Annotated in this window: 22 protein-coding genes; 21 read left to right on the plus strand and 1 reads right to left on the minus strand. The window is 63.2% G+C overall.

The window, feature by feature from the left end; translation table 11 throughout:
- The 14 genes from bamA to ispD form a co-directional block, all read left to right on the plus strand.
- A partial coding sequence (gene bamA, locus F6X59_RS17005) for an outer membrane protein assembly factor BamA (protein ID WP_152957226.1) occupies nt 1-1,045 on the plus strand: 1,045 nt, incomplete at its 5' end.
- Nucleotides 1,046-1,089: 44 nt separating this feature from the next.
- Nucleotides 1,090-1,593 carry an OmpH family outer membrane protein gene (locus tag F6X59_RS17010; protein ID WP_003252311.1) on the plus strand — a complete coding sequence of 168 codons (504 nt, stop codon included), beginning with the start codon at nt 1,090-1,092 and terminating at the stop codon, nt 1,591-1,593.
- A gap of 1 nt (nt 1,594) precedes the next feature.
- On the plus strand, nt 1,595-2,650 hold the full coding sequence (gene lpxD / locus F6X59_RS17015) for a UDP-3-O-(3-hydroxymyristoyl)glucosamine N-acyltransferase (RefSeq protein WP_152957227.1): 1,056 nt from the start codon (nt 1,595-1,597) through the stop codon (nt 2,648-2,650).
- 113 nt (nt 2,651-2,763) lie between these two features.
- Nucleotides 2,764-3,204: a 3-hydroxyacyl-ACP dehydratase FabZ gene (gene fabZ / locus F6X59_RS17020; RefSeq protein WP_003252314.1), complete on the plus strand. Its 441-nt coding sequence runs from the start codon at nt 2,764-2,766 to the stop codon at nt 3,202-3,204.
- Complete coding sequence (gene lpxA / locus F6X59_RS17025; protein WP_152957228.1) at nt 3,201-3,977, plus strand: acyl-ACP--UDP-N-acetylglucosamine O-acyltransferase; 777 nt, start codon at nt 3,201-3,203, stop codon at nt 3,975-3,977. The genes fabZ and lpxA overlap by 4 nt, the downstream gene beginning before the upstream one ends.
- Nucleotide 3,978: 1 nt before the next feature.
- Entirely contained in the window at nt 3,979-5,106 is a 1,128-nt protein-coding gene (lpxB, locus tag F6X59_RS17030; RefSeq protein WP_152957229.1) for a lipid-A-disaccharide synthase, read from the plus strand.
- Nucleotide 5,107: 1 nt separating this feature from the next.
- Entirely contained in the window at nt 5,108-5,731 is a 624-nt protein-coding gene (gene rnhB / locus F6X59_RS17035) for a ribonuclease HII (protein ID WP_152957230.1), read from the plus strand.
- A gap of 89 nt (nt 5,732-5,820) precedes the next feature.
- Nucleotides 5,821-9,345, plus strand: coding sequence for a DNA polymerase III subunit alpha (dnaE, locus tag F6X59_RS17040; RefSeq protein ID WP_152957231.1), 3,525 nt, complete (start codon nt 5,821-5,823; stop codon nt 9,343-9,345).
- A 105-nt stretch (nt 9,346-9,450) separates the two neighbouring features.
- Complete coding sequence (accA, locus tag F6X59_RS17045; protein WP_152957232.1) at nt 9,451-10,398, plus strand: acetyl-CoA carboxylase carboxyl transferase subunit alpha; 948 nt, start codon at nt 9,451-9,453, stop codon at nt 10,396-10,398.
- Between the two features lie 55 nt (nt 10,399-10,453).
- Nucleotides 10,454-11,737 (plus strand): tRNA lysidine(34) synthetase TilS, encoded by a 1,284-nt coding sequence (gene tilS / locus F6X59_RS17050; protein ID WP_152957233.1) that lies wholly within the window; start codon nt 10,454-10,456, stop codon nt 11,735-11,737.
- A gap of 269 nt (nt 11,738-12,006) precedes the next feature.
- On the plus strand, nt 12,007-13,635 hold the full coding sequence (locus F6X59_RS17055) for a CTP synthase (RefSeq protein ID WP_152957234.1): 1,629 nt from the start codon (nt 12,007-12,009) through the stop codon (nt 13,633-13,635).
- A 200-nt stretch (nt 13,636-13,835) separates the two neighbouring features.
- Nucleotides 13,836-15,125, plus strand: a complete 1,290-nt coding sequence (gene eno, locus F6X59_RS17060) for a phosphopyruvate hydratase (RefSeq protein WP_003252333.1) — start codon at nt 13,836-13,838, stop codon at nt 15,123-15,125.
- 156 nt (nt 15,126-15,281) lie between these two features.
- Nucleotides 15,282-15,563: a cell division protein FtsB gene (gene ftsB / locus F6X59_RS17065; protein WP_023534037.1), complete on the plus strand. Its 282-nt coding sequence runs from the start codon at nt 15,282-15,284 to the stop codon at nt 15,561-15,563.
- A complete protein-coding gene (ispD, locus tag F6X59_RS17070; protein WP_152957235.1) occupies nt 15,560-16,267 on the plus strand; it encodes a 2-C-methyl-D-erythritol 4-phosphate cytidylyltransferase in 708 nt (235 codons plus the stop codon). Before ftsB ends, ispD begins: the two co-directional genes overlap by 4 nt.
- A 35-nt stretch (nt 16,268-16,302) precedes the next feature.
- Here the strand turns inward: ispD and F6X59_RS17075 are convergent, their stop codons facing one another.
- The gene (locus F6X59_RS17075) at nt 16,303-17,199 is read right to left on the minus strand and encodes a LysR substrate-binding domain-containing protein (RefSeq protein ID WP_152957236.1); all 897 of its coding nucleotides are present in this window, start codon (nt 17,197-17,199) and stop codon (nt 16,303-16,305) included.
- 107 nt (nt 17,200-17,306) lie between these two features.
- Between F6X59_RS17075 and F6X59_RS17080 the strand changes: the two genes are divergently transcribed.
- From F6X59_RS17080 to F6X59_RS17110, 7 genes are all read left to right on the plus strand, one after another.
- Complete coding sequence (locus F6X59_RS17080; RefSeq protein WP_103445319.1) at nt 17,307-18,419, plus strand: S-(hydroxymethyl)glutathione dehydrogenase/class III alcohol dehydrogenase; 1,113 nt, start codon at nt 17,307-17,309, stop codon at nt 18,417-18,419.
- An 8-nt stretch (nt 18,420-18,427) separates the two neighbouring features.
- Complete coding sequence (gene fghA / locus F6X59_RS17085) at nt 18,428-19,282, plus strand: S-formylglutathione hydrolase (protein ID WP_152957237.1); 855 nt, start codon at nt 18,428-18,430, stop codon at nt 19,280-19,282.
- Nucleotides 19,283-19,358: 76 nt separating this feature from the next.
- Nucleotides 19,359-19,832, plus strand: a complete 474-nt coding sequence (gene ispF, locus F6X59_RS17090) for a 2-C-methyl-D-erythritol 2,4-cyclodiphosphate synthase (protein WP_152957238.1) — start codon at nt 19,359-19,361, stop codon at nt 19,830-19,832.
- Complete coding sequence (gene truD / locus F6X59_RS17095; RefSeq protein WP_152957239.1) at nt 19,829-20,887, plus strand: tRNA pseudouridine(13) synthase TruD; 1,059 nt, start codon at nt 19,829-19,831, stop codon at nt 20,885-20,887. Before ispF ends, truD begins: the two co-directional genes overlap by 4 nt.
- Nucleotides 20,875-21,624 (plus strand): 5'/3'-nucleotidase SurE, encoded by a 750-nt coding sequence (surE, locus tag F6X59_RS17100; protein WP_152957240.1) that lies wholly within the window; start codon nt 20,875-20,877, stop codon nt 21,622-21,624. The genes truD and surE overlap by 13 nt, the downstream gene beginning before the upstream one ends.
- 41 nt (nt 21,625-21,665) lie before the next feature.
- Complete coding sequence (locus F6X59_RS17105; RefSeq protein WP_178120103.1) at nt 21,666-22,304, plus strand: protein-L-isoaspartate(D-aspartate) O-methyltransferase; 639 nt, start codon at nt 21,666-21,668, stop codon at nt 22,302-22,304.
- Between the two features lie 160 nt (nt 22,305-22,464).
- On the plus strand, nt 22,465-23,328 hold the full coding sequence (locus F6X59_RS17110; RefSeq protein ID WP_372240423.1) for a peptidoglycan DD-metalloendopeptidase family protein: 864 nt from the start codon (nt 22,465-22,467) through the stop codon (nt 23,326-23,328).
- Nucleotides 23,329-23,339 lie beyond the last annotated feature (11 nt).

Below are 23,339 nucleotides of genomic sequence, written 5' to 3' on the forward strand. Positions count from 1 at the left end.
CGGCCTGATCCTCGGTGGTTCGATCAGCCAGAGCAACTTCCTCGGTACCGGTAACAAGGTGTCCATCGGCCTGACCCGTTCGCAATACCAGACCCGTTACAACTTCGGCTTCGTTGACCCCTACTTCACTGCCGACGGCGTGAGCCTGGGCTACAACGCCTTCTACCGCAGCACCGACTACAGCGACCTTGACGTCGACGTGGCCAGCTATGCGGTGGACAGCGTGGGTGCCGGTGTCAGCCTTGGCTACCCGATCAGCGAAACCTCGCGCCTGACCTACGGCCTGAGCGTTCAGCAGGACAAGATCAAGACCGGTAAGTACACCGTTGACGAGATCTTCGACTTCCTCAAGCAGGAAGGCGAAAACTTCACCAACTTCAAGGCCTCGATCGGCTGGTCCGAGTCGACCTTGAACAAAGGTGTGCTGGCGACCCGTGGTCACTCCCAGAGCCTGACGCTTGAGAGCACCATTCCGGGCAGCGACCTGTCGTTCTACAAGCTCGACTACCGCGGCCAGCTGTTCAAGCCGATTACCAATGACTACACCCTGCGCCTGCATACCGAACTGGGCTATGGTGATGGCTACGGCAGCACTTCGGGCCTGCCGTTCTATGAAAACTACTACGCGGGTGGCTTCAACTCCGTGCGTGGTTTCAAAGACAGCACCCTGGGCCCGCGCAGTACGCCTAGTACCGGCAAGAACCCTGGCACCATCGCCGACCCGGATCAGGATCCGCTGCCGTTCGGTGGTAACGTGCTGGTGCAAGGTGGTGCCGAATTGCTGTTCCCGCTGCCGTTCATCAAGGACCAGCGCTCCCTGCGCACCTCCGTGTTCTGGGACGTGGGTAACGTGTTCGATACCAATTGCGGCAGCAAGCCGGATTGCGAAAAGGTCGGTTTCTCGGGCATGGCCAGTTCGGTCGGTCTGGGTGTGACCTGGATTACTGCTCTGGGCCCGTTGAGCTTCAGCCTGGCGATGCCGGTGAAGAAGCCGAGCGATGCCGATACCCAGGTGTTCCAATTCTCTCTGGGCCAGACCTTCTAAGGTCGGCCCTTGCTTAACGACAACGGTTTTTCCAGGAGTGCATCGTGCGTAAATTGGCTCAACTGGCCGTAGTGGCCGCGGCGCTGGTCGCCACCCCGGCTTTCGCCGAAATGAAGGTCGCCGTGCTGAACTATCAGATGGCCCTGCTCGAATCCGATGCCGCCAAGAAGTACGCGGTCGATGCCGAGAAGAAGTTCGGCCCGCAACTGACCAAGCTGAAAAGCCTGGAAAGCAGCGCCAAGGGCATCCAGGACCGTCTGATCAAAGGCGGCGACAAGATGCAGCAGCAGGAGCGTGAGCGCCTGGAGCTCGAATTCAAGCAGAAAGCCCGTGACTTCCAGTTCCAGTCCAAGGAGCTGAACGAGGCCAAGGCCGTTGCTGATCGCGACATGCTCAAGCAGCTCAAGCCGAAGCTGGACGGCGCCGTCGAGGAAGTGATCAAGAAGGGCGGTTACGACCTGGTTCTCGAGCGCGGCGCGGTCATCGATGTCAAGCCTCAGTACGACATCACCCGCCAAGTCATCGAGCGCATGAACCAAGCGCGTTGATATGACCGTGACCATGACGCTCGGCCAGCTGGCCGAGGCCCTCGGGGCCACACTCAAAGGCCCTGAGGCGCTGCAGATTACCGGGCTGGCCACCTTGCAGGAGGCCGGCCCCGGTCAATTGAGCTTCCTCGCCAATCCGCAGTACCGCAAATACCTGGACAACTGCCAGGCCGCTGCGGTGCTGCTCAAGGCTGCGGACGCCGAAGGCTTTGCCGGCAATGCCCTGATCGTGGCTGACCCGTACCTGGCTTATGCGCGCATTTCCCACCTGTTCGACCCCAAACCCAAGGCTGTGGCGGGTATTCATCCCAGCGCCGTGGTGGCGGAGGATGCCCAGGTGGATGCCAGTGCCAGTGTCGGCCCGTTCGCGGTCATCGAAAGCGGTGCGCGTATCGGCGCCAACGTCAGCATCGGCGCACATTGCTTCGTCGGTGCCCGTTGCGTGGTCGGTGAAGGCGGCTGGCTGGCACCGCGGGTCACGCTGTATCACGACGTGACCATCGGCAAGCGTGTGGTCATTCAGTCGGGTGCCGTGATCGGCGGCGAGGGCTTCGGCTTCGCCAACGAGAAAGGCATCTGGCGCAAGATCGCCCAGATTGGCGGCGTCACCATTGGCGATGACGTGGAAATCGGCGTCAATACTGCCGTTGACCGTGGCGCGCTGTCCGACACCCGGATTGGTGATGGGGTCAAGCTCGACAACCAGATCCAGATCGCCCACAACGTGCAGATCGGTGATCACACGGCCATGGCTGCCTGTGTCGGGATCTCCGGCAGTACGCGCATCGGCAAGCATTGCATGCTGGCGGGTGGCGTGGGCCTGGTGGGGCATATCGATATCTGCGATAACGTATTCGTCTCCGGGATGACCATGGTCACCCGTTCGATCACCGAACCAGGGTCCTATTCATCCGGCACGGCCATGCAGCCCCTGGCTGACTGGCGCAAGAGCGCGGCGCGAATTCGCCAGCTCGATGACATGGCCAAGCGGCTCCAGCAGCTGGAAAAACGTGTCGATACCGTGACCTCAGGTGGCCAGCCGACATCAGAAGGCTGATACCATTTCCTGAGCAAGAGTGAACAGTCGCTAGCTGGCTCCTCTTTGGACTGCAAAAGGAGCGTGTGGTCAGCACCTGCGCTCCCTATTCTTATTACAGGCTTCCCCCCGAAATGATGGACATCAACGAGATTCGCGAATACCTGCCTCACCGCTACCCGTTCCTGCTGGTAGATCGCGTGACGGATCTGGACTTCGAGGCCCAGAGCATTCGTGCCTACAAGAATGTCAGCATCAACGAGCCGTTCTTCAATGGCCATTTCCCGGCACACCCGATCATGCCGGGCGTCCTGATCATCGAAGCCATGGCCCAGGCGGCCGGCATCCTTGGTTTCAAGATGCTCGATGCCAAGCCGGCCGATGGCACCCTGTACTACTTCGTCGGTTCCGACAAATTGCGCTTCCGTCAGCCGGTACTGCCGGGCGACCAGCTGGTGCTGGAAGCCAAGTTCCTCAGCCGCAAGAGCATGATCTGGAAGTTCGAGTGCCGCGCCCTGGTCGACGGCAAGCCGGTGTGCTCGGCTGAGATCACCTGTGCGGAACGCTCCCTATGAGTTCGATTGATCCGCGGGCGATCATCGATCCGTCGGCCAAGCTGGCCGATGGCGTCGAGGTTGGCCCGTGGTCGATCGTCGGCCCCGACGTCGAAATCGGCGAGGGCACCGTCGTTGGCCCCCATGTAGTGCTCAAGGGGCCTACCCGGATTGGCAAGCACAACCGTATCTACCAGTTTTCCTCGATTGGTGAAGACACCCCTGATCTCAAATACAAGGGTGAACCGACGCGCCTGGTGATCGGTGATCACAACGTGATCCGCGAAGGTGTGACCATTCACCGTGGTACGGTCCAGGACCGTGCGGAAACCACCTTGGGTGATCACAACCTGATCATGGCCTATGCCCACATCGGCCACGACAGTGTCATCGGCAACCACTGCATCCTGGTCAACAACACCGCGTTGGCCGGGCATGTGCACGTGGGTGACTGGGCGATCCTGTCCGGTTTCACCCTGGTGCATCAGTATTGCCACATCGGCGCCCATGCGTTTTCCGGCATGGGCACGGCGATCGGCAAGGACGTGCCGGCCTTCGTCACGGTATTCGGCAGCCCTGCCGAGGCCCGCAGCATGAACTTCGAAGGCATGCGCCGCCGTGGTTTCAGCGATGAGGTCATCCATGCCCTGCGCCGTTCCTACAAGATCGTCTATCGCCAGGGGCTGACCGTGGAAGAGGCGATCAAGGAGCTGGACGAGCTGGCCGCCAAGCACGAGCAGGTCGAGCTGTTCCGCCAGTCGATCGTGAACTCCGCCCGCGGCATCACCCGCTGACATGGCGCAGCTTTGCGTAGCCCTGGTCGCGGGTGAGGCCAGCGGCGATATTCTCGGTTCCGGTCTGATGCGCGCCCTCAAGGCGCGCCATCCCGATGTTCGCTTTATTGGTGTGGGTGGCCCGTTGATGGAGGCCGAAGGCCTTCAGTCATACTTCCCCATGGAGCGCCTCGCAGTCATGGGCCTGGTCGAAGTGCTGGGTCGCCTGCGTGAGCTGCTCAAGCGGCGCAAGCTGCTGATCCAGACCCTGATCGACGAAAAGCCCGATGTGTTCATCGGCATCGATGCCCCCGATTTCACCCTCAATATCGAACTGAAACTGCGTCAGGCCGGGATCAAGACTGTGCATTACGTCAGCCCGTCAGTCTGGGCGTGGCGGCAGAAACGTGTGCTGAAGATCCGCGAAGGTTGCGACCTGATGCTCACGCTGCTGCCCTTCGAAGCACGTTTTTACGAAGAGCAGGGTGTGCCGGTGCGATTTGTCGGCCACCCGTTAGCCGATACCATTGCGTTGACGGCGGACCGTCAGGCTGCGCGTAACGAACTGGGCCTGACTGATGGGCCGGTGGTGGCGTTGATGCCGGGTAGCCGTGGTGGTGAGGTCGGGCGCCTGGGGGCACTGTTCCTCAACGCCGCCCAGCGCCTGCGCGAGCTGGTGCCTGGTGTGCGTTTCGTGTTGCCGTGTGCCAACGCAGCGCGGCGTGCCCAGGTCGAGCAGATGCTCGAAGGCCGCGATCTGCCGTTGACCCTCCTTGATGGCCAGTCGCACCAGGCCCTGGCCGCCTGCGACGCGGTGCTGATCGCTTCGGGTACCGCCACGCTGGAGGCGCTGCTGTACAAGCGCCCGATGGTCGTGGCCTATCGCCTGGCACCGTTGACCTACTGGATTCTCAAACGCCTGGTGAAAAGCCCCTACGTGTCGCTGCCCAACCTGCTGGCCCAGCGTGAGCTGGTGCCGGAGTTGCTGCAGGATGCCGCGACCAGCGAAGCGCTGGCACAGACCCTGGCGCCGCTGGTCACCGACGGTGCCCGGCAGACCGAACGCTTCGACGAGATTCACCGCACCCTGCGCCGCGACGCCTCCAACCAGGCGGCCGACGCGGTGCTCGCTTTGCTCAAGGACCGCTGACATGCAGATTGGACTGGACTTCAACCTGGTCGAAGACCTGGTCGCCGGCGTCGACGAAGTCGGCCGCGGCCCGCTGTGCGGTGCAGTGGTCACGGCGGCGGTGATCCTTGACCCGGCTCGGCCGATTCTCGGCCTGAACGATTCGAAGAAACTCACCGAAGCCAAGCGCGAGGCGCTGTTCGACGAGATCTGCGAAAAAGCCCTGAGCTTCTGCATCGCCCGCGCCGAAGTCGAGGAAATCGACCGGCTGAACATCCTGCAGGCGACCATGCTGGCCATGCAGCGAGCGGTGGAAGGGCTGCACGTGACGCCGAAGCTGGCACTGATCGACGGTAACCGTTGCCCGAAGCTGGCAGTGCCGGCTGCACCGGTGGTCAAGGGCGATAGCCAGGTACCGGCAATCGCTGCCGCCTCGATCCTGGCCAAGGTGACCCGTGATCGGGAGATGAGCGCGTTCGAGCTGATCTATCCGGGTTACGGGATGGGTGGGCATAAAGGCTATCCGACGCCTGTGCACCTCGAAGCCCTCGCGCGCCTCGGCCCCACGCCCATTCATCGGCGCTCGTTCGGCCCGGTGCGGGCCGCCTGGGAAGCCCGTGAAGGCATCACCAACGCGTTGATCTGATGAACTGGGGCCGCTATGCGGCCCCAAATGTTTTAAGCAATTACGCTACAATCCCGCCCTTGTCGTTCAGCACTGCTACAGGACTTTCCATGTCGGTTCCCTTCGTTCACCTGCGCGTCCACTCCGAATTCTCGTTGGTCGACGGCCTGGTGCGGATCAAGCCGCTGGCCAAGGCGCTGGCGGGGATGAACATGCCGGCGGTGGCGATCACCGACCAGAGCAACATGTGCTCGCTGGTCAAGTTCTACAAGACCGCCATGGGCGCCGGGATCAAGCCGATCTGCGGTGCCGACCTGTGGCTGGCCGGCGCCGACCCGGATGCACCGCTGTCGCGCATCTGTTTCCTGGCCATGGACCCCAAGGGCTATCGCAACCTCACCGAGTTGATCTCCCGTGGCTGGACCGACGGCCAGCGCAACGGCCTGGTGATCCTCCAGCGTGAGTGGATCGCCCCCGCCAGCGAAGGGCTGATCGCCCTGTCCGCCGGCAAGGAAGGCGATATCGGCATGGCCCTGATGAATGGTCGCCAGGATGAAGCCGAAGCCCTGCTGCGCGAGTGGATGGGCATGTTCCCGGAGCGCTTCTACGTCGAAGTGCAGCGCACCAACCGCGCCGGCGACGAAGAATACGTTCACGCCGCCGTGGCCCTGGCCGACCAGCTCGGCGCGCCACTGGTCGCCACCAACGACGTGCGCTTCATCAAGCAGTCCGACTTCGACGCCCACGAAACCCGCGTTTGCATCGGCGAGGGCTGGACCCTCGACGATCCGCGACGCCCGCGTGGCTACAGCGACCAGCAGTACCTGAAGTCGGCCGAGGAAATGGCCGAGCTGTTCAGCGACCTGCCCGATGCCATTGCCAACACCGTCGAGATTGCCAAGCGCTGCAACATCCAGGTGCAGCTGGGCAAATACTTCCTGCCTGATTTCCCGACGCCCAACGGCATGGGCATCGATGACTACCTGCGCCACGTCTCCCACGAAGGCCTGGAGGAGCGCCTGGCGGTGCTCTGGCCGAAAGAGACCACCCCGAATTACGAAGAGAAGCGCCAGGTCTATCTGGACCGCCTGAAGTTCGAACTGGACATCATCATCCAGATGGGCTTCCCCGGTTACTTCCTGATCGTTATGGACTTCATCAAGTGGGCCAAGAACAACGACGTGCCGGTTGGCCCGGGGCGGGGTTCGGGTGCGGGCTCGCTGGTGGCCTACGTGCTGAAGATCACCGACCTCGACCCGCTGGCCTACGACCTGCTGTTCGAGCGTTTCCTCAACCCTGAACGTGTTTCCATGCCCGACTTCGACGTCGACTTCTGCATGGACGGCCGTGACCGGGTGATCGACTACGTGGCCGAAGCCTACGGCCGCAACGCCGTGAGCCAGATCATCACCTTCGGCACCATGGCCGCCAAGGCGGTGGTGCGCGACGTGGCGCGGGTGCAGGGCAAGTCCTATGGCCTTGCCGACCGCCTGTCGAAGATGATCCCGTTCGAAGTGGGCATGACCCTTGAGAAGGCCTACGAGCAGGAAGAGATCCTGCGTGACTTCCTCAAGGGCGACGAGGATGCCCGTGAGATCTGGGACATGGCGCTCAAGCTCGAGGGTGTCACCCGTGGTACCGGCAAGCACGCCGGTGGCGTGGTCATCGCCCCGACCAAGCTCACCGACTTCTCGCCGATTGCCTGCGACGAAGAGGGCGGCGGCCTGGTGACCCAGTTCGACAAGGATGACGTCGAGGCTGCCGGCCTGGTGAAGTTCGACTTCCTCGGCCTGCGTACCCTGACCATCATCAAGTGGGCGATGGAGATCATCAACCGCGAGCAGGCCAAGAAGGACCTGCCCGCCCTCAATATCGACTTCATCCCGCTGGACGACCGCAAGACCTACGAGCTGCTGCAGAAGGCCGAGACCACAGCGGTGTTCCAGCTCGAATCGCGGGGCATGAAGGAGCTGATCAAGAAGCTCAAGCCCGACTGCCTGGAAGACCTCATCGCACTGGTCGCACTGTTCCGCCCGGGCCCGCTGCAGTCGGGCATGGTGGACGACTTCATCAACCGCAAGCACGGTCGTGCCGAGCTGGCCTACCCGCACGCGGACTACCAGTACGAAGGCCTGAAACCGGTGCTGGCACCGACCTACGGCATCATCCTGTACCAGGAACAGGTGATGCAGATCGCCCAGGTGATGGCGGGCTATACCCTCGGCGGCGCCGACATGCTGCGCCGGGCGATGGGTAAGAAAAAGCCTGAGGAAATGGCCAAGCAGCGCGGTGGTTTCATCGAAGGTTGTGTGGCCAACAATATCGATGCGGACTTGGCCGGTAACATCTTCGACCTGGTAGAAAAGTTCGCCGGCTACGGCTTCAACAAATCCCACTCCGCTGCCTATGGCCTGGTGTCGTACCAGACTGCCTGGCTGAAGACCCATCACCCGGGGCCGTTCATGGCCGCGGTACTGTCGGCGGACATGCACAACACCGACAAGGTGGTGGTACTGGTCGAGGAAGTGCGCAGCATGAAGCTGCGCCTCGATGCGCCGGACGTGAACTTCTCCGACTTCAAGTTCACCGTCAACAACGACGGCCGCATCGTCTACGGCCTGGGTGCGATCAAGGGCGTCGGCGAAGGCCCGGTGGAAGCCATTGTCGAGGCGCGTGCCCAGGGTGGCCCGTTCAAGGACCTGTTCGACTTCTGTGAGCGCATCGACCTCAAACGGGTTAACAAGCGTACCCTCGATGCGTTGATCCGCAGCGGTGCGCTGGATCGCCTGGGCCCGCATTTCCATGATGAGATCAAGGCCTATCAGGCCAATATCGACCTCAACCGTGCGACCTTGCTGTCTGCCCTGGGCGAAGCCATCAAGGCCGCCGAGCAGGCGGCCCATACCGCAGACAGTGGCCACGTCGACCTGTTCGGCGGCATGTTCGACGAGGCAGATGTCGACGTCTACGCCAACCACCGAAAGGTGCGCGAACTGACCCTCAAGGAGCGCCTGAAAGGCGAGAAGGACACCCTGGGGCTGTATCTCACCGGCCATCCGATCGATGAATACGAGACCGAGATTCGCCGTTTTGCCCGCCAGCGCATCATCGACCTCAAGCCGTCGCGCGAGACCCAGACCATTGCCGGGATGATCATTGCCTTGCGGGTAATGAAGAACAAGAAGGGCGACAAGATGGGCTTCGTCACCCTGGATGACCGTTCCGGGCGCATCGAGGCCTCGCTGTTTGCCGATGCCTACATCGCGGCACAGTCCTTGCTGCAGAACGATGCCATGGTGGTGGTCGAAGGCGAGGTCAGCAACGACGACTTCTCTGGCGGCCTGCGCCTGCGGGTGAAGCAGGTGATGACCATGGAGGACGCGCGCACCAAGCTGGCCGAGAGCCTGCGCCTGAAGGTGGCACACGAGGCCCTCAAGGGCGATCGCCTGAAGTGGCTGGGCGAACTGATCACCCGCCATCGCGGGGCTTGCCCGATCACGCTGGAGTACACCGGCAGCGATGCCAAGGCCATGTTGCAGTTCGGTGAGCAGTGGAAGATCGACCCGGCCGATGGCTTGATTCAGGCGCTGCGTGACCAGTTCGGGCGTGAGAACGTCTTCCTGCAATATCGTTGAATCGACGAAATTTAATCTCGACCTATATGCGCCTGATCCCTTAAGGTAGGGCGCCAAACGGATCAACCGGCCGGCCGCCTGGCCGTAGACCCAAGACGGATGACTATGAACCCGAATTTTCTCGATTTCGAACAGCCGATTGCCGACCTGCAAGCCAAGATCGAAGGCCTGCGCCTGGTAGGTAACGACAACTCGCTGAACATCAGCGATGAAATTGCCCGTCTGCAAGACAAGAGCAACACCCTGACCGAAAGCATCTTCGGCAACCTGACCAGCTGGCAGATCGCCCGCCTGGCCCGTCATCCACGTCGTCCATACACCCTGGACTACCTGGATCACATCTTCACCGAGTTCGAAGAACTGCACGGTGACCGCCACTTCTCCGACGACGCCGCCATCGTTGGTGGTACTGCGCGCCTGGACGGCAAGCCGGTCATGGTCATCGGCCACCAGAAGGGCCGCGAAGTGCGCGAGAAGGTGCGCCGCAACTTCGGCATGCCGCGCCCTGAAGGCTACCGCAAGGCCTGCCGCCTGATGGAAATGGCCGAGCGCTTCAAGATGCCGATCCTGACCTTCATCGACACCCCGGGCGCCTACCCGGGCATCGACGCCGAAGAGCGCAACCAGAGCGAGGCCATTGCCTGGAACCTGCGTGTCATGGCCCGCCTGAAGACCCCGATCATCGCCACCGTGATCGGTGAGGGTGGTTCCGGCGGTGCACTGGCCATCGGCGTGTGCGACCAGCTGAACATGCTGCAGTACTCCACCTACTCGGTGATCTCGCCGGAAGGCTGCGCCTCGATCCTGTGGAAGACTGCCGACAAGGCTGCCGACGCCGCTGAAGCCATGGGCATCACCGCCGAGCGCCTGAAGAGCCTGAACATCGTCGACAAGGTCATCCCGGAGCCGCTGGGCGGCGCCCACCGTGACCCGGCCAAGATGTCCGAAAGCATCCGCGCCGACCTGGTGCAGCAGCTGGACATGCTCGGCAAGCTCGACAACGACGCGCTGCTGGCCCGTCGTTACGACCGCCTGATGAGCTACGGCCTCTGATAGAGCGCCGGGGCCGCAGAGCGGCCCCGGCAATCTCAAGCCGAGTGAGGCCCCAATGATCAACCTCACTCCCTGGCTGAAAGCCCCCGCCTGGTACATCGCCTTCTCTGGCGGCCTCGATTCCACCGTCCTCCTGCACTTGCTGGCCAGCCACGCCCGCAATCAGCAGATACCCCCGCTGCGCGCCCTGCATGTCCACCACGGGCTGCAATATGCCGCCGCCGCCTGGCCCGCTCACTGCCAAGCCATCTGCGACAAGCTCGGCATCGAACTTCAGGTCATCCACGTCCAGGTCGCCCCCGGTGCCAGCCTCGAACAGGCCGCCCGCGACGCCCGCTATGCCGCCTTGGCCAAAGTCCTCGGGCCCGGCGACATCCTGTTCACCGCCCAGCACCGGGACGATCAGGCTGAAACCTTGCTCTTCCGCCTGCTGCGCGGTGCTGGCCTGCGCGGCCTGGCGGCGATGCCCGGACAGCGCCCGCTAGGGCAGGGCCGCCTGGCCCGGCCATTGCTGAGCACCTCGCGCCAGCAGTTGCATGACTACGCCCAGGCCAATGAGCTGGTGTGGATCGAAGACCCGACGAATGTTGATACTGCCTTCGACCGCAACTATCTGCGCGCAGCGGTGTTCCCGCATTTGCACCAGCGTTGGCCGCAGGCCAGCCAGAACTTCGCCCGTTGTGCAGAGCATCTGAGTGAGGCGCTGGGGCTGCTCGATGAACTGGCGCAAGGCGATCTGGCCAAGGCCGGGGAGGGCGCCGCGCCAGCCTGGGCGGCCTTGCAGTCGCTCGAACTGGCGGCGCTCACCCGCTTGTCTCCCGCACGGCAGCGCAATGCCCTGCAGCACTGGCTGAGCCAGCGAACCCGCTTGCCCGATACCCGTCATTGGGCCGGCTGGGCGGACCTGCGCGATGCTGCGGCAGATGCACAGCCGGCCTGGCAGCTAGCCGACGGTCGGTTGCTGCGCAGTCATGGCCGTATCTGGTGGTTGAGTGGTGACTGGCTGCAGCAACCCACGGGCGAGTACGCCTGGGCCGACCCTGGGGCGGTCCTGGAATTGCCGGGCAATGGCAGTGTGCGACTTGATGTCGCCGCGCCGCTGGGCGAACTGCATGTCGCCTACCGCCAGGGCGGCGAGGTGCTGGACATCCCCGGCCGTGGCCGGCGCGACCTCAAACGCCTGCTCAACGAGCTGCAGGTCCCGCACTTTGTGCGTCCGCGCCTGCCGTTGCTGTATTGCGGCGAGCGCCTGCTGGCGGTGGCCAATCTGCCTTCGCTGGCGCAGGCAGATTGCCAGCTTCACTGGCAGCCGCCGACGAACGCGCAAGGTTTGAGCTGAAGGGTACATTCCGGTAGACTACCCTCCCTTCTTGATACAACTTCTGTGGCTTCCCCGGAAACACAGCAGTTGCCGATTACCAAGCAGTTTTTTGCTGGGCTGATTCTGGAAATGACGAGCGAGCTCCATGCCGGGGATACCCCTGGTCTGTACAGACGCGGCAGTTTTTCGAGATGCACTGTGATTGACGCAGGTGATCGGGGGCTTCGGCCTTCCTTCGCTTTCTCCGGCGGCGCTGGCCGCCTTAACGCAGACTTCTAGGGTTTTTCATGACGCGCTACATATTCGTCACGGGCGGTGTTGTTTCTTCATTGGGGAAAGGCATTGCCTCGGCTTCCCTGGCGGCCATCCTGGAAGCGCGGGGCCTGAAGGTCACCATGCTCAAGCTGGATCCGTACATCAACGTCGATCCGGGCACCATGAGCCCGTTCCAGCATGGTGAAGTGTTCGTCACCCACGATGGCGCCGAAACCGACCTCGACCTGGGCCACTACGAGCGGTTCATCCGCACGACCATGACCCAGAACAACAACTTCACCACCGGCCGTATCTACGAGCACGTGCTGCGTAAAGAGCGTCGTGGTGACTACCTGGGCGCGACCATCCAGGTCATCCCGCACATCACCGACGAGATCAAGCGTCGCATCATCAAGGGCGCTGGCGATGCCGACGTGGCCCTGGTGGAAATCGGCGGTACCGTGGGTGACATCGAGTCGCAGCCGTTCCTCGAGGCGATCCGCCAGCTGCGCGTCGAAGTGGGCTCCAAGCGCGCCATGCTGATGCACCTGACCTTGGTCCCGTACATCGCCACCGCTGGCGAGACCAAGACCAAGCCGACCCAGCACTCGGTCAAGGAACTGCGCTCCATCGGCCTGCAGCCTGACGTGCTGATCTGCCGTTCCGACCACCCGGTCGACGCCTCGTCGCGTCGCAAGATCGCGCTGTTCACCAACGTCGAAGAGCGTGCGGTGATTTCGCTGGAAGACGTCGACACCATCTACAAGATCCCAGGTGTGCTGCACGCCCAGGGCCTGGACGACTTCGTCGTCGAGCGCTTCGGCCTGCAGTGCAACAGCGCCGACCTGTCCGAGTGGGACAAGGTGGTCGATGCCAAGCTCAACCCTGAGCACGAAGTCACCATCGCCATGGTCGGCAAGTACATGGAGCTGCTGGACGCGTACAAGTCGCTGATCGAAGCGATGAGCCACGCCGGTATCACCAACCGCACCAAGGTCAACCTGCGTTACATCGATTCCGAAGACATCGAGAACCAGGGCACCAGCCTGCTCGAAGGCGCCGACGCGATCCTGGTGCCGGGCGGTTTCGGCCTGCGTGGCGTGGAAGGCAAGATCACCGCGGTGCAGTATGCCCGTGAGAACAAGGTCCCGTACCTGGGTATCTGCCTGGGCATGCAAGTGGCGGTGATCGAGTTCGCCCGTAACGTGATGGGCTGGAAAGACGCCAACTCCACCGAGTTCGACCGCAACAGCGGCCACCCGGTGGTCGGCCTGATCACCGAGTGGGCCGATGCCACCGGTGCCGTCGAGACCCGTACCGAAGCCTCCGACCTGGGCGGCACCATGCGCCTGGGCGCACAGGACTGCCAGCTGGCTGCCGGTTCCAAGGTGCACGACTGCTACGGCAAGGACATCATCACCGAGCGTCACCGTCACCGCTACGAGGTCAACAACAACCTGCTGCCTCAGCTGGTCGAGGGTGGCCTGGTGGTTTCCGGTCGTTCCGAAGACGGCGCGCTGGTCGAAGTGGTCGAGGCCAAGGACCACCCATGGTTCGTTGCCTGCCAGTTCCACCCGGAGTTCACCTCCACCCCGCGTGACGGTCACCCGCTGTTCAGCGGCTTCGTCAAGGCGGCCCTGGCCCAGAAGAACAAGGCCTGATTTTTTCAGGTCTTTGATGAGTTTTCCGACGGTTAAAGCCGCGCAAGGCTCATTTCTCGGGTAAAGTACGCCCCGATCTACCCCTGACCGTTCGGTCAGGGGTTGCTTCTGCCAGGCCTGCCTGCTGCGTCCCCGCCTGGTGCAAGGCAAGAATTCCCTAAAGTTGCGTTGTTTTCGTCAATTCTGGAGTGCTTACAACAATGGCAAAAATCGTCGACATCAAAGGTCGTGAAGTTCTCGATTCGCGTGGCAACCCCACCGTAGAAGCCGATGTACTGCTCGACAACGGCATCATCGGCAGCGCTTGCGCGCCGTCCGGTGCTTCCACCGGCTCGCGCGAAGCGCTCGAGCTGCGTGATGGCGACAAGAGCCGTTACCTGGGCAAGGGCGTGCTGAAGGCCGTCGCCAACATCAACGGCCCGATCCGTGACCTGCTGCTGGGCAAGGATCCTTCCGACCAGAAGGCCCTGGACCGCGCCATGATCGAACTGGACGGTACCGAGAACAAGGCCAAGCTGGGCGCCAACGCCATCCTGGCCGTGTCCCTGGCTGCTGCCAAGGCCGCTGCACAGGATCAGGACCTGCCGCTGTACGCGCACATTGCCAACCTGAACGGCACCCCGGGCCAGTACTCGATGCCGGTGCCGATGATGAACATCATCAACGGCGGCGAGCACGCCGACAACAACGTCGACATCCAGGAGTTCATGGTGCAGCCGGTTGGCGCCAAGACCTTCTCCGACGGCCTGCGCATGGGCACCGAAATCTTCCACCACCTCAAAGCTGTGCTGAAGGCCCGTGGCCTGAACACCGCTGTGGGTGACGAAGGTGGTTTCGCCCCGAACCTGGCTTCCAACGAAGACGCGCTGGGTGCCATCGCCGAAGCGGTCGAGAAAGCCGGCTACAAGCTGGGCACCGATGTGACCCTGGCCCTGGACTGCGCGGCTTCCGAATTCTACGAAGACGGCAAGTACAACCTGTCCGGTGAAGGCAAGTCGTTCGACGCCGAAGGTTTTGCCGACTACCTGAAAGGCCTGACCGAGCGCTTCCCGATCATCTCGATCGAAGACGGCCTGGACGAGTCCGATTGGGCTGGCTGGAAGATCCTCACCGACAAGATCGGTGAAAAGGTGCAGCTGGTCGGTGACGACCTGTTCGTGACCAACACCAAGATCCTCAAGGAAGGCATCGAGAAGGGCATCGGTAACTCGATCCTGATCAAGTTCAACCAGATCGGCTCGCTGACCGAAACCCTGGAAGCCATCCAGATGGCCAAGGCTGCCGGCTACACCGCGGTGATCTCGCACCGCTCCGGTGAAACCGAAGACTCGACCATTGCCGACCTGGCCGTGGGTACCGCTGCTGGCCAGATCAAGACGGGCTCGCTGTGCCGCTCCGACCGCGTCTCGAAGTACAACCAGCTGCTGCGCATCGAAGAGCAACTGGGCGCTAAAGCGGTTTACCGTGGTCGTGCCGAGTTTCGCGGCTAAGCAAGAGATGGTAAAAAGACAGCAGCCGAGGCTGTCGGAAGTTTCATACTGAAATTTCTGACGCTTCATGCGGGTTTCTGTCGACGAAGCCTGGCCTCGGCCAGGCTTCGTGCTATATGACGCCCGTGTGCGGCGGTCTTTAACCTGGATACCTTGATGCGCAGTCCCTATTGGTTGTTCCTTGTCCTGCTCCTGCTGCTCGGTGGCCTGCAGTACCGCCTTTGGGTGGGTAACGGCAGCCTGGCGCAAGTGGCCGAGCTCAAGCAGCAGATCGACGAACAGCACGCCGAGAACGAACGGCTGCTGGAGCGTAACCGTGTGCTCGATGCCGAGGTGCTGGAGTTGAAGAAAGGTATGGAGACCGTCGAAGAACGGGCTCGTCATGAACTGGGAATGGTCAAAGAGGGCGAAACCCTCTTCCAGCTGCCGCAAAAATGATCGAACCACTACCGGCCTTCTGGGCCGTGATTCCTGCTGCGGGCGTCGGTGCCCGCATGGCTGCCGACCGCCCCAAGCAATACCTGGAGCTGGCCGGGCAGACCCTCCTCGAGCACAGCCTCGACTGTTTTCTTGGCCACCCCTCGCTCAAAGGCGTGGTGGTCAGCATTGCCGAACACGACCCGTACTGGCCTGGCCTGCGTTGCGCCAGCGACCCGCGCATCCAGCGCGCCGCCGGGGGGGACGAACGCGCCGATTCGGTGCTCAATGCCTTGTTGCTGTTGCATGCCCAAGGGGCGTCGGACGACGACTGGGTGCTGGTGCACGATGCGGCGCGGCCGAACCTGGCGCGCAGCGACCTCGACAAGCTGCTGTCGGAACTGGCCGACGACCCGGTAGGCGGGCTGCTGGCGGTGCCAGCACGCGATACCCTCAAGCGCGCCGATGGCAATGGGCGGGTAGCCGCGACGGTGGATCGCAGCACCATCTGGCAGGCCTATACGCCGCAGATGTTCCGCCTGGGTGCGCTGCATCGGGCCTTGGCCGAGAGCCTGGTTTCCGATGTGGTGGTGACCGATGAAGCGTCGGCCATCGAATGGTCGGGGCAGGCGCCGCGGCTGGTCGAAGGGCGCAGCGACAACATCAAGGTCACCCGGCCGGAAGACCTCGAGTGGTTGCGCCAGCGCTGGGCTGGACGGCGCTGAAATGGCCGGGGCCGCTGTGCGGTCCCAGCGTCCTGTCAGGTCACCCGATACTCCGGCAATCCCGCCAGCCCTTCCTTCAGATAATCCACCAGTCGCCTGACCTTCGGCGACAGATGCCGCTGCTGCGGATACAGCGCCCACACCGCCGTATTCGGCGGCTGATGCCCCTCCAGCAGTGATACCAGCGCCCCACTGTTCAGATGCTCGAGCACGTAATAGTCCGGCAACTGGCATAACCCCATCCCCAGCAGCGCCGCATCCAGCACCGCCTGGCCACTGTTGCAACGCCAGTTGCCCTGTACCCGCTGGCTGATCTCGCGGCCATCCTGCTGCAAGGCCCAGAGGTCGGAGCTGCCGATCAGGCAATTGTGCCGGGCCAGTTCCGACAGGCTGTGCGGCCGCCCGTACCGCTCCAGGTACGCTGGTGACGCGCACAGGTACATGCGCCGCGGCGCAAGGCGCGTGGCTACCAGCCGTGAGTCTGCCAAGCGGCCCAGGCGGATCGCCAGGTCCATGCCTTCGTGCAGCAGGTCGAGGGTGCGGTTGCTCAGTTCCACTTCGACCCGCAGTTGCGGATACAGCGCCATGAAACGCGTTACCAGCGGCACGATGAAGCGCTCCCCATAGGCCACCGCGCAGGTCATGCGCAGCAGGCCCTTGGGTTCGCTGGCCAGGTCGCCCATGGCGCGCAGCGCTTCCTCGCGGCCGTCCTGCAGGCGCTGGCAATGCTGCAGAAAGGTTTGCCCGGCTTCACTCAAGGCCACCCGGCGGGTACTGCGGTACAGCAAACGGGTCTGCAGGCGTTCTTCCAGGCGGGCGATCTGCCGGCTGATGTGCGACGACGACACGCCCAGGCGCTCGGCTGCTGCCGTGAACTGGCCAGACTCGGCCACGGCGACGAATTCGTCGATGCCTTCCCAGCGGCTGCTCATCAATTATCCCTGTATGGCAATAATGTTTTGGCTTTGCCTGGATTATTCATCAAAAGCGCCTGGATTACACTGCTGGACTGAACCGACCTCTGTCTGGAGACCCTGTGATGATCAAGTCCCGTGCTGCCGTTGCCTTCGAGGCCAAGAAACCCCTGGAAATCGTCGAAGTCGACGTAGCCATGCCCAAGGCCGGCGAAGTGCTGCTGCGCGTGGTCGCCAGCGGTGTCTGCCACACCGACGCCTACACCCTGTCCGGCGCCGACCCGGAAGGCATCTTCCCGTCGATCCTCGGCCATGAAGGCGGTGCGATCGTCGAAGCGATTGGCGAGGGCGTGACCTCGGTGGCGGTGGGCGATCACGTGATCCCGCTGTATACCCCCGAATGCGGCAAGTGCAAGTTCTGCCTCTCGGGCAAGACCAACCTGTGCCAGGCCATCCGCGCCACCCAGGGCAAGGGCCTGATGCCGGACGGTACCACCCGCTTCTCGTACAAGGGCCAGCAGCTGTTCCACTACATGGGCACCTCGACTTTCTCCGAGTACACCGTGCTGCCGGAAATTTCCGTGGCCAAGATCCAGAAGGAAGCGCCGCTGGAGAAGGTCTGCCTGCTCGGTTGCGGTGTCACCACCGGTATCGGCGCGGTGCTCAACACCGCCAAGGTCAAGCCAGGTGACACCGTGGCCATCTTCGGCCTCGGCGGCATCGGCCTGTCGGCTGTGATCGGTGCAGTCAAGGCCAAAGCCTCGCGCATCATCGCCATCGACATCAACCCGGCCAAGTTCGAGATCGCCCGTCAGTTGGGCGCTACCGACTGCATCAACCCGAAAGACTACGACCGCCCGATCCAGGAAGTGATCGTCGACCTCACCGACGGTGGCGTGGACTTCTCCTTCGAGTGCATCGGTAACGTGCAACTGATGCGCGCGGCCCTGGAATGCTGCCACAAGGGCTGGGGCGAGTCGGTGATCATCGGTGTGGCCGGTGCCGGCCAGGAAATCGCCACCCGTCCGTTCCAGCTGGTAACCGGCCGTGTCTGGCGCGGTTCGGCATTCGGCGGCGTACGCGGCCGCAGCGAGCTGCCAAGCTACGTGGACATGGCCGAGAAGGGCGAGATCCCGCTGGATACTTTCATCACCCACACCATGGGCCTGGAAGACATCAACAAGGCCTTCGACCTGATGCATGAAGGCAAGAGCATCCGCAGCGTGATCCACTTCTGAGGTCAGCCATGAGCCTGGATAACATCTCCTGCCAGAAGAGCTTCGGCGGCTGGCACAAGCGTTACCGGCATCACTCCAGGGTGCTGGGCTGCGACATGGTGTTCGCCGTCTACCTGCCACCGCAGGCCGAGCAGGGCGAGAAGCTGCCGGTGCTGTACTGGCTCAGCGGCCTCACCTGCACCGACGAAAACTTCATGCAGAAGGCCGGCGCCCAGCGCCTGGCCGCCGAGCTCGGGCTGATCATCGTCGCCCCCGACACCAGCCCGCGTGGCGAGCAGGTGCCAGGCGACCCTGACGGCGCCTGGGACTTCGGCCTCGGCGCTGGGTTCTACCTCAATGCCACCCAGCAGCCTTGGGCGCAGCATTACCGCATGCACGACTATGTGGTGCAGGAGCTGCCAGCACTGATCGAGGCGCACTTCCCGGCCTCTGGCCAGCGCAGCATCAGTGGCCACTCCATGGGGGGCCATGGCGCGCTGGTGTGCGCCTTGCGCAACCCGGGGCGCTATCGCTCGGTGTCGGCGTTCTCGCCGATCAGCAACCCGATGGATTGCCCGTGGGGCGAGAAGGCCTTCAGCCGCTACCTGGGCGAAGACCGTGCGCGCTGGCGCGAGTGGGATGCCAGTGTGCTGCTGGCGGAAACGCCTGCAGGCGAGTGCCCGCCATTGCTGGTGGACCAGGGCGACCGTGATGACTTCCTCGAGAAGCAGCTCAAGCCTGAAGCGCTTGAGCAGGCCGCCCGCAAAGGGGGTCATGCGCTGACCCTGCGCCTGCAGCCTGGCTATGACCACAGCTACTACTTCATCGCCAGCTTCATCGATGAGCACCTGCGCCATCATGCGATGGCGTTGGGGCGGGTGTAACAGCCCGGTCCAAAAGCCGCCCAACCACCTGCAAAGCAGGTAGAATCACGCCCTGACTCAATCAGGGCGTTTTTCTATGCGTATTGGCCACGGCTACGATGTGCACCGTTTCTGCGACGGTGATTTCATTACCCTGGGTGGGGTGCGTATTCCCCACAAATACGGCCTCCTGGCCCATTCCGACGGTGACGTGCTGCTGCACGCCCTGAGCGATGCCTTGCTCGGCGCTGCGGCTCTGGGCGACATCGGCAAGCACTTCCCCGATACCGACCCGCAGTTCAAGGGCGCCGACAGCCGCGTGCTGCTGCGTCATGTGGTCGCTATCGTCAAGGCCAAGGGCTGGCAGGTCGGCAACGTCGACACCACTATCGTTGCCCAGGCACCGAAAATGGCCCCGCATATCGAAACCATGCGCCAACTCATTGCCGAAGACCTGCAGGTCGAACTCGACCAGGTCAATGTCAAGGCCACCACCACCGAGAAGCTCGGCTTCACCGGCCGCGAGGAGGGCATCGCCGTGCATGCGGTCGCCCTGCTGCTGCCAGCATGACCGAACTGGACCTGCTGGGCCCGCGCGCGTCGGGTGAATCGTTGGGGAGCGCAGTGCTCAAGGCCGTGGCCGAAGACTTCCAGGTCGACGAGGTGCTGGACATTCCGCTGTCCGGCCAGGGCGAGCACCTGTGGCTGTGGGTCGAGAAGCGAGACCTCAACACCGAAGAAGCCGCCCGCCGTCTGGCCCGTGCCGCCGGCGTACCGGTGCGCGCCATCAGCTATGCCGGCCTCAAGGACCGCCAGGCCCTGACCCGCCAATGGTTCAGCCTGCACCTGCCGGGCAAGGCCGACCCGGACCTGTCGCGTGCCGAAGACGACACCCTGCGTGTGCTCAAGCAAGTGCGTCACCAGCGCAAGTTGCAGCGCGGTGCCCACTCGGCAAACGGCTTCACCCTGCGCCTGACCGCCCTGGCAGCTGACCGCCAGGCCCTCGACGCACGCCTGGAGCAGCTCAAGCAGCAGGGCGTGCCGAACTACTTCGGCAGCCAGCGTTTCGGTCACGGCGGTGGCAACGTCCACGATGCCCGGGACTGGGCATCGCGCAAGGCCCTGCCGGAGCAGCGCAACGTGCGTTCGCGCCTGCTTTCGGCGGCGCGCAGCTATGTGTTCAACCAGGTGCTGGCGGCGCGTGTCGCCGATGGCAGCTGGCAGCGCGCCCAGGTCGGGGATCTGTTGGCGTTCACCGATAGCCGTAGTTTCTTTCCGGCGGGTGAGCAGGAATGTTCCGACCCTCGGCTAGGGATTCTTGACCTGCATCCCACTGGCCCTATGTGGGGTGAAGGCCCTTCGCCTGCGGCTGGCGCGACCTCCGAGCTGGAGACGGCGATCAGCGAGCGGCACCCGGCACTTTGCCAATGGCTCGCGTATGCGGGCATGAGTCACGAACGGCGCATCCTGCGGCTCCCTATTGGCGGCCTGACGTGGCATTATCCCGAGCCTGATATCCTGCAACTGGAATTCGTCCTTCCGGCCGGATGCTTCGCCACCGTGGTGGTGCGCGAACTCGTCGATCTGGTGCCGGCAGGGCAGACGGACAGCCCATGCGTATTCTGATTTCGAATGATGACGGTGTTACGGCACCTGGCCTCGCCGCGCTCCACGGTGCGCTGGCGGATTATGCCGAGTGTGTGGTGATCGCCCCGGATCAAGACAAGAGCGGCGCCGGCAGTTCGCTGACGCTGGACCGGCCGCTGCACCCGCAGACCCTGGCCAACGGCTTCATCAGCCTCAACGGCACGCCGATCGACTGCGTGCACCTGGGGCTCAATGGGCTGTTGCCGGAGGCGGTGGATCTGGTGGTTTCGGGCATCAACCTGGGGGCCAACCTGGGTGATGACGTGATCTATTCCGGCACGGTGGCCGCCGCGCTGGAGGGCCGCTTCCTGGGCGGCACCTCGCTGGCGTTCTCGCTGTTGTCGCGCCAGCCCGACAACCTGCCGACGGCTGCTCACATCGCCCGGCGCCTGGTCGAAGCGCTGCCGCGCCTGCAGCTGCCGCCGCGCACCGTGCTCAACGTCAATATCCCCAACCTGCCGCTGGAGCACATCCGGGGCATCCAGCTCACCCGCCTCGGTCATCGGGCGCGGGCGGCGGCGCCGACCAAGGTGGTCAACCCACGCGGCAAGGAAGGCTACTGGATCGCCGTGGCCGGGGATGCCGAGGATGGCGGGCCGGGCACCGATTTCCATGCCGTCATGCAAGGCTACGTATCGATTACCCCGTTGCAGCTGGACCGCACGTTCAACGATGCCTTTGAACAGCTCGACGGCTGGCTGGAGGGCCTGCTCTGATGCGTGAACAGGACGATCTGCAGCGCCGTGGCGGTATCGGCATGACCTCGCAGCGCACCCGCGAGCGGCTGATCCAGCGCCTCTACGAGGAAGGCGTGACGAACCCCAAGGTGCTCGACGTGATTCGCCGTACACCGCGCCACCTGTTCGTCGACGAGGCGCTGGCGCACCGGGCATACGAAGACACGGCGCTGCCGATCGGGCACAACCAGACCATCTCCCAACCGTTCATGGTGGCGCACATGAGCGAACTGTTGCTGGAAGCCGGGCCGTTGGACAAGGTGCTGGAGATCGGTACCGGTTCCGGCTACCAGACCGCGATCCTGGCGCAGCTGGTCGAGCGGGTATTCTCGGTGGAGCGGATCAAGGTGCTGCAGGATCGGGCCAAGGAGCGCCTGGTCGAGCTCAACCTGCGCAATGTGGTGTTCCGCTGGGGCGACGGCTGTGATGGCTGGCAGGCGCTGGCGCCCTACAATGGCATCATCGTCACCGCGGTGGCAGCGGAAGTGCCGCAGGCGCTGCTCGATCAGCTGGCACCGGGAGGGCGCATGGTGATTCCGGTAGGCCAGGCGGGTGAGGTGCAGCAGCTGATGCTGATCGTGCGCGAAGAGCACGGTTTCTCCCGTCGCGTACTGGGCGCGGTGCGTTTCGTGCCGCTGCTCAACGGCCCGCTGGCCTGAACCGCCAGGAATATTTGCAGCAGCAACGAATTCTTGCGGCGCGGCCCTGTCTATCTGGCGGGGCCTGGGCCCTGCCAATGCCGCGTGGCTTGGTTATAATTGCAACAATATTGCATTTCTTATCGACTTATCGATTTTCGGCACCATGAGGGGAGCGCGGGTGGGGCACACAGTCATTCGGCAGCGCAAGGATCGGTCGGCTTTCAAGCTTCTGCTGATTGCACTGACCATGGGCACCTTGCTGACAGGTTGCTCCAGCACCAGCACGAGCTCCAGCGGTGCGCGCGTGGTCGATCGAAACACGGCTGCGCCCAAGCGACCGGCAGTGACTTCGGGGCAGTACATCGTCAAGCCTGGCGATACGCTGTTCTCCATCGCCTTCCGCTATGGTTGGGACTACAAGGAGCTGGCAGCGCGTAACGGCATTGCTGCGCCGTACACCATCCGCCCGGGCCAGGCTATCCGTTTCAGCAGCGGCTCCAGCGGTAGCAGCACCGTGGTCTCCAGCCCGTCCTCATCGAGCAGGACAACGGTCATTCGTCGCCCTGCCGGAACACCTATCAGCCCTTCTGAAAACGGCGGAAAGTCGACGCCAACAACCCCCGCCACGCCTGCTCCGGTCGTTACCACGGTGCCCGCCGCAGAGCGTGCGGTGGGGAACTGGACATGGCCGGCCAATGGCGTGCTGATTGGAAAATTTGCTTCAAACGGTAGTTTGAATAAAGGCATTGATATCGCCGGTGATTTGGGACAGCCTGTTTTTGCTGCGTCTGATGGTGCGGTGGTCTACGCCGGGAGTGGTTTGAGGGGCTACGGCGAGCTGATCATCATCAAGCACAGCGACACCTACGTCAGTGCCTACGGTCACAACCGCAGGCTGTTGGTTCGGGAGGGGCAGCAGGTCAAGGCAGGGCAGTCGATTGCTGAAATGGGGTCCACGGGCACAGATCGGGTGAAGCTGCATTTCGAGATTCGCCGCCAGGGCAAACCCGTCGATCCGCTCCAGTTCCTGCCACGCCGTTGATCGTTGTACCC

This window comes from Pseudomonas sp. MN1F (assembly GCF_009391885.1).
In the GTDB taxonomy this organism is placed as follows: domain Bacteria; phylum Pseudomonadota; class Gammaproteobacteria; order Pseudomonadales; family Pseudomonadaceae; genus Aquipseudomonas.

Coding starts and splice junctions, on each gene's coding strand:
- fabZ (WP_003252314.1), top strand. CDS start 2,764: ATGATGGACATCAACGAGATTCGCGAATACCTGCCTCACCGCTACCCG.
- ispD (WP_152957235.1), top strand. CDS start 15,560: ATGATCGAACCACTACCGGCCTTCTGGGCCGTGATTCCTGCTGCGGGC.
- F6X59_RS17105 (WP_178120103.1), top strand. CDS start 21,666: ATGACCTCGCAGCGCACCCGCGAGCGGCTGATCCAGCGCCTCTACGAG.
- F6X59_RS17075 (WP_152957236.1), bottom strand. CDS start 17,199: ATGAGCAGCCGCTGGGAAGGCATCGACGAATTCGTCGCCGTGGCCGAG.
- F6X59_RS17080 (WP_103445319.1), top strand. CDS start 17,307: ATGATCAAGTCCCGTGCTGCCGTTGCCTTCGAGGCCAAGAAACCCCTG.
- lpxA (WP_152957228.1), top strand. CDS start 3,201: ATGAGTTCGATTGATCCGCGGGCGATCATCGATCCGTCGGCCAAGCTG.
- surE (WP_152957240.1), top strand. CDS start 20,875: ATGCGTATTCTGATTTCGAATGATGACGGTGTTACGGCACCTGGCCTC.
- accA (WP_152957232.1), top strand. CDS start 9,451: ATGAACCCGAATTTTCTCGATTTCGAACAGCCGATTGCCGACCTGCAA.
- F6X59_RS17055 (WP_152957234.1), top strand. CDS start 12,007: ATGACGCGCTACATATTCGTCACGGGCGGTGTTGTTTCTTCATTGGGG.
- truD (WP_152957239.1), top strand. CDS start 19,829: ATGACCGAACTGGACCTGCTGGGCCCGCGCGCGTCGGGTGAATCGTTG.
- ftsB (WP_023534037.1), top strand. CDS start 15,282: ATGCGCAGTCCCTATTGGTTGTTCCTTGTCCTGCTCCTGCTGCTCGGT.
- eno (WP_003252333.1), top strand. CDS start 13,836: ATGGCAAAAATCGTCGACATCAAAGGTCGTGAAGTTCTCGATTCGCGT.
- rnhB (WP_152957230.1), top strand. CDS start 5,108: ATGCAGATTGGACTGGACTTCAACCTGGTCGAAGACCTGGTCGCCGGC.
- lpxD (WP_152957227.1), top strand. CDS start 1,595: ATGACCGTGACCATGACGCTCGGCCAGCTGGCCGAGGCCCTCGGGGCC.
- lpxB (WP_152957229.1), top strand. CDS start 3,979: ATGGCGCAGCTTTGCGTAGCCCTGGTCGCGGGTGAGGCCAGCGGCGAT.
- fghA (WP_152957237.1), top strand. CDS start 18,428: ATGAGCCTGGATAACATCTCCTGCCAGAAGAGCTTCGGCGGCTGGCAC.
- ispF (WP_152957238.1), top strand. CDS start 19,359: ATGCGTATTGGCCACGGCTACGATGTGCACCGTTTCTGCGACGGTGAT.
- dnaE (WP_152957231.1), top strand. CDS start 5,821: ATGTCGGTTCCCTTCGTTCACCTGCGCGTCCACTCCGAATTCTCGTTG.
- tilS (WP_152957233.1), top strand. CDS start 10,454: ATGATCAACCTCACTCCCTGGCTGAAAGCCCCCGCCTGGTACATCGCC.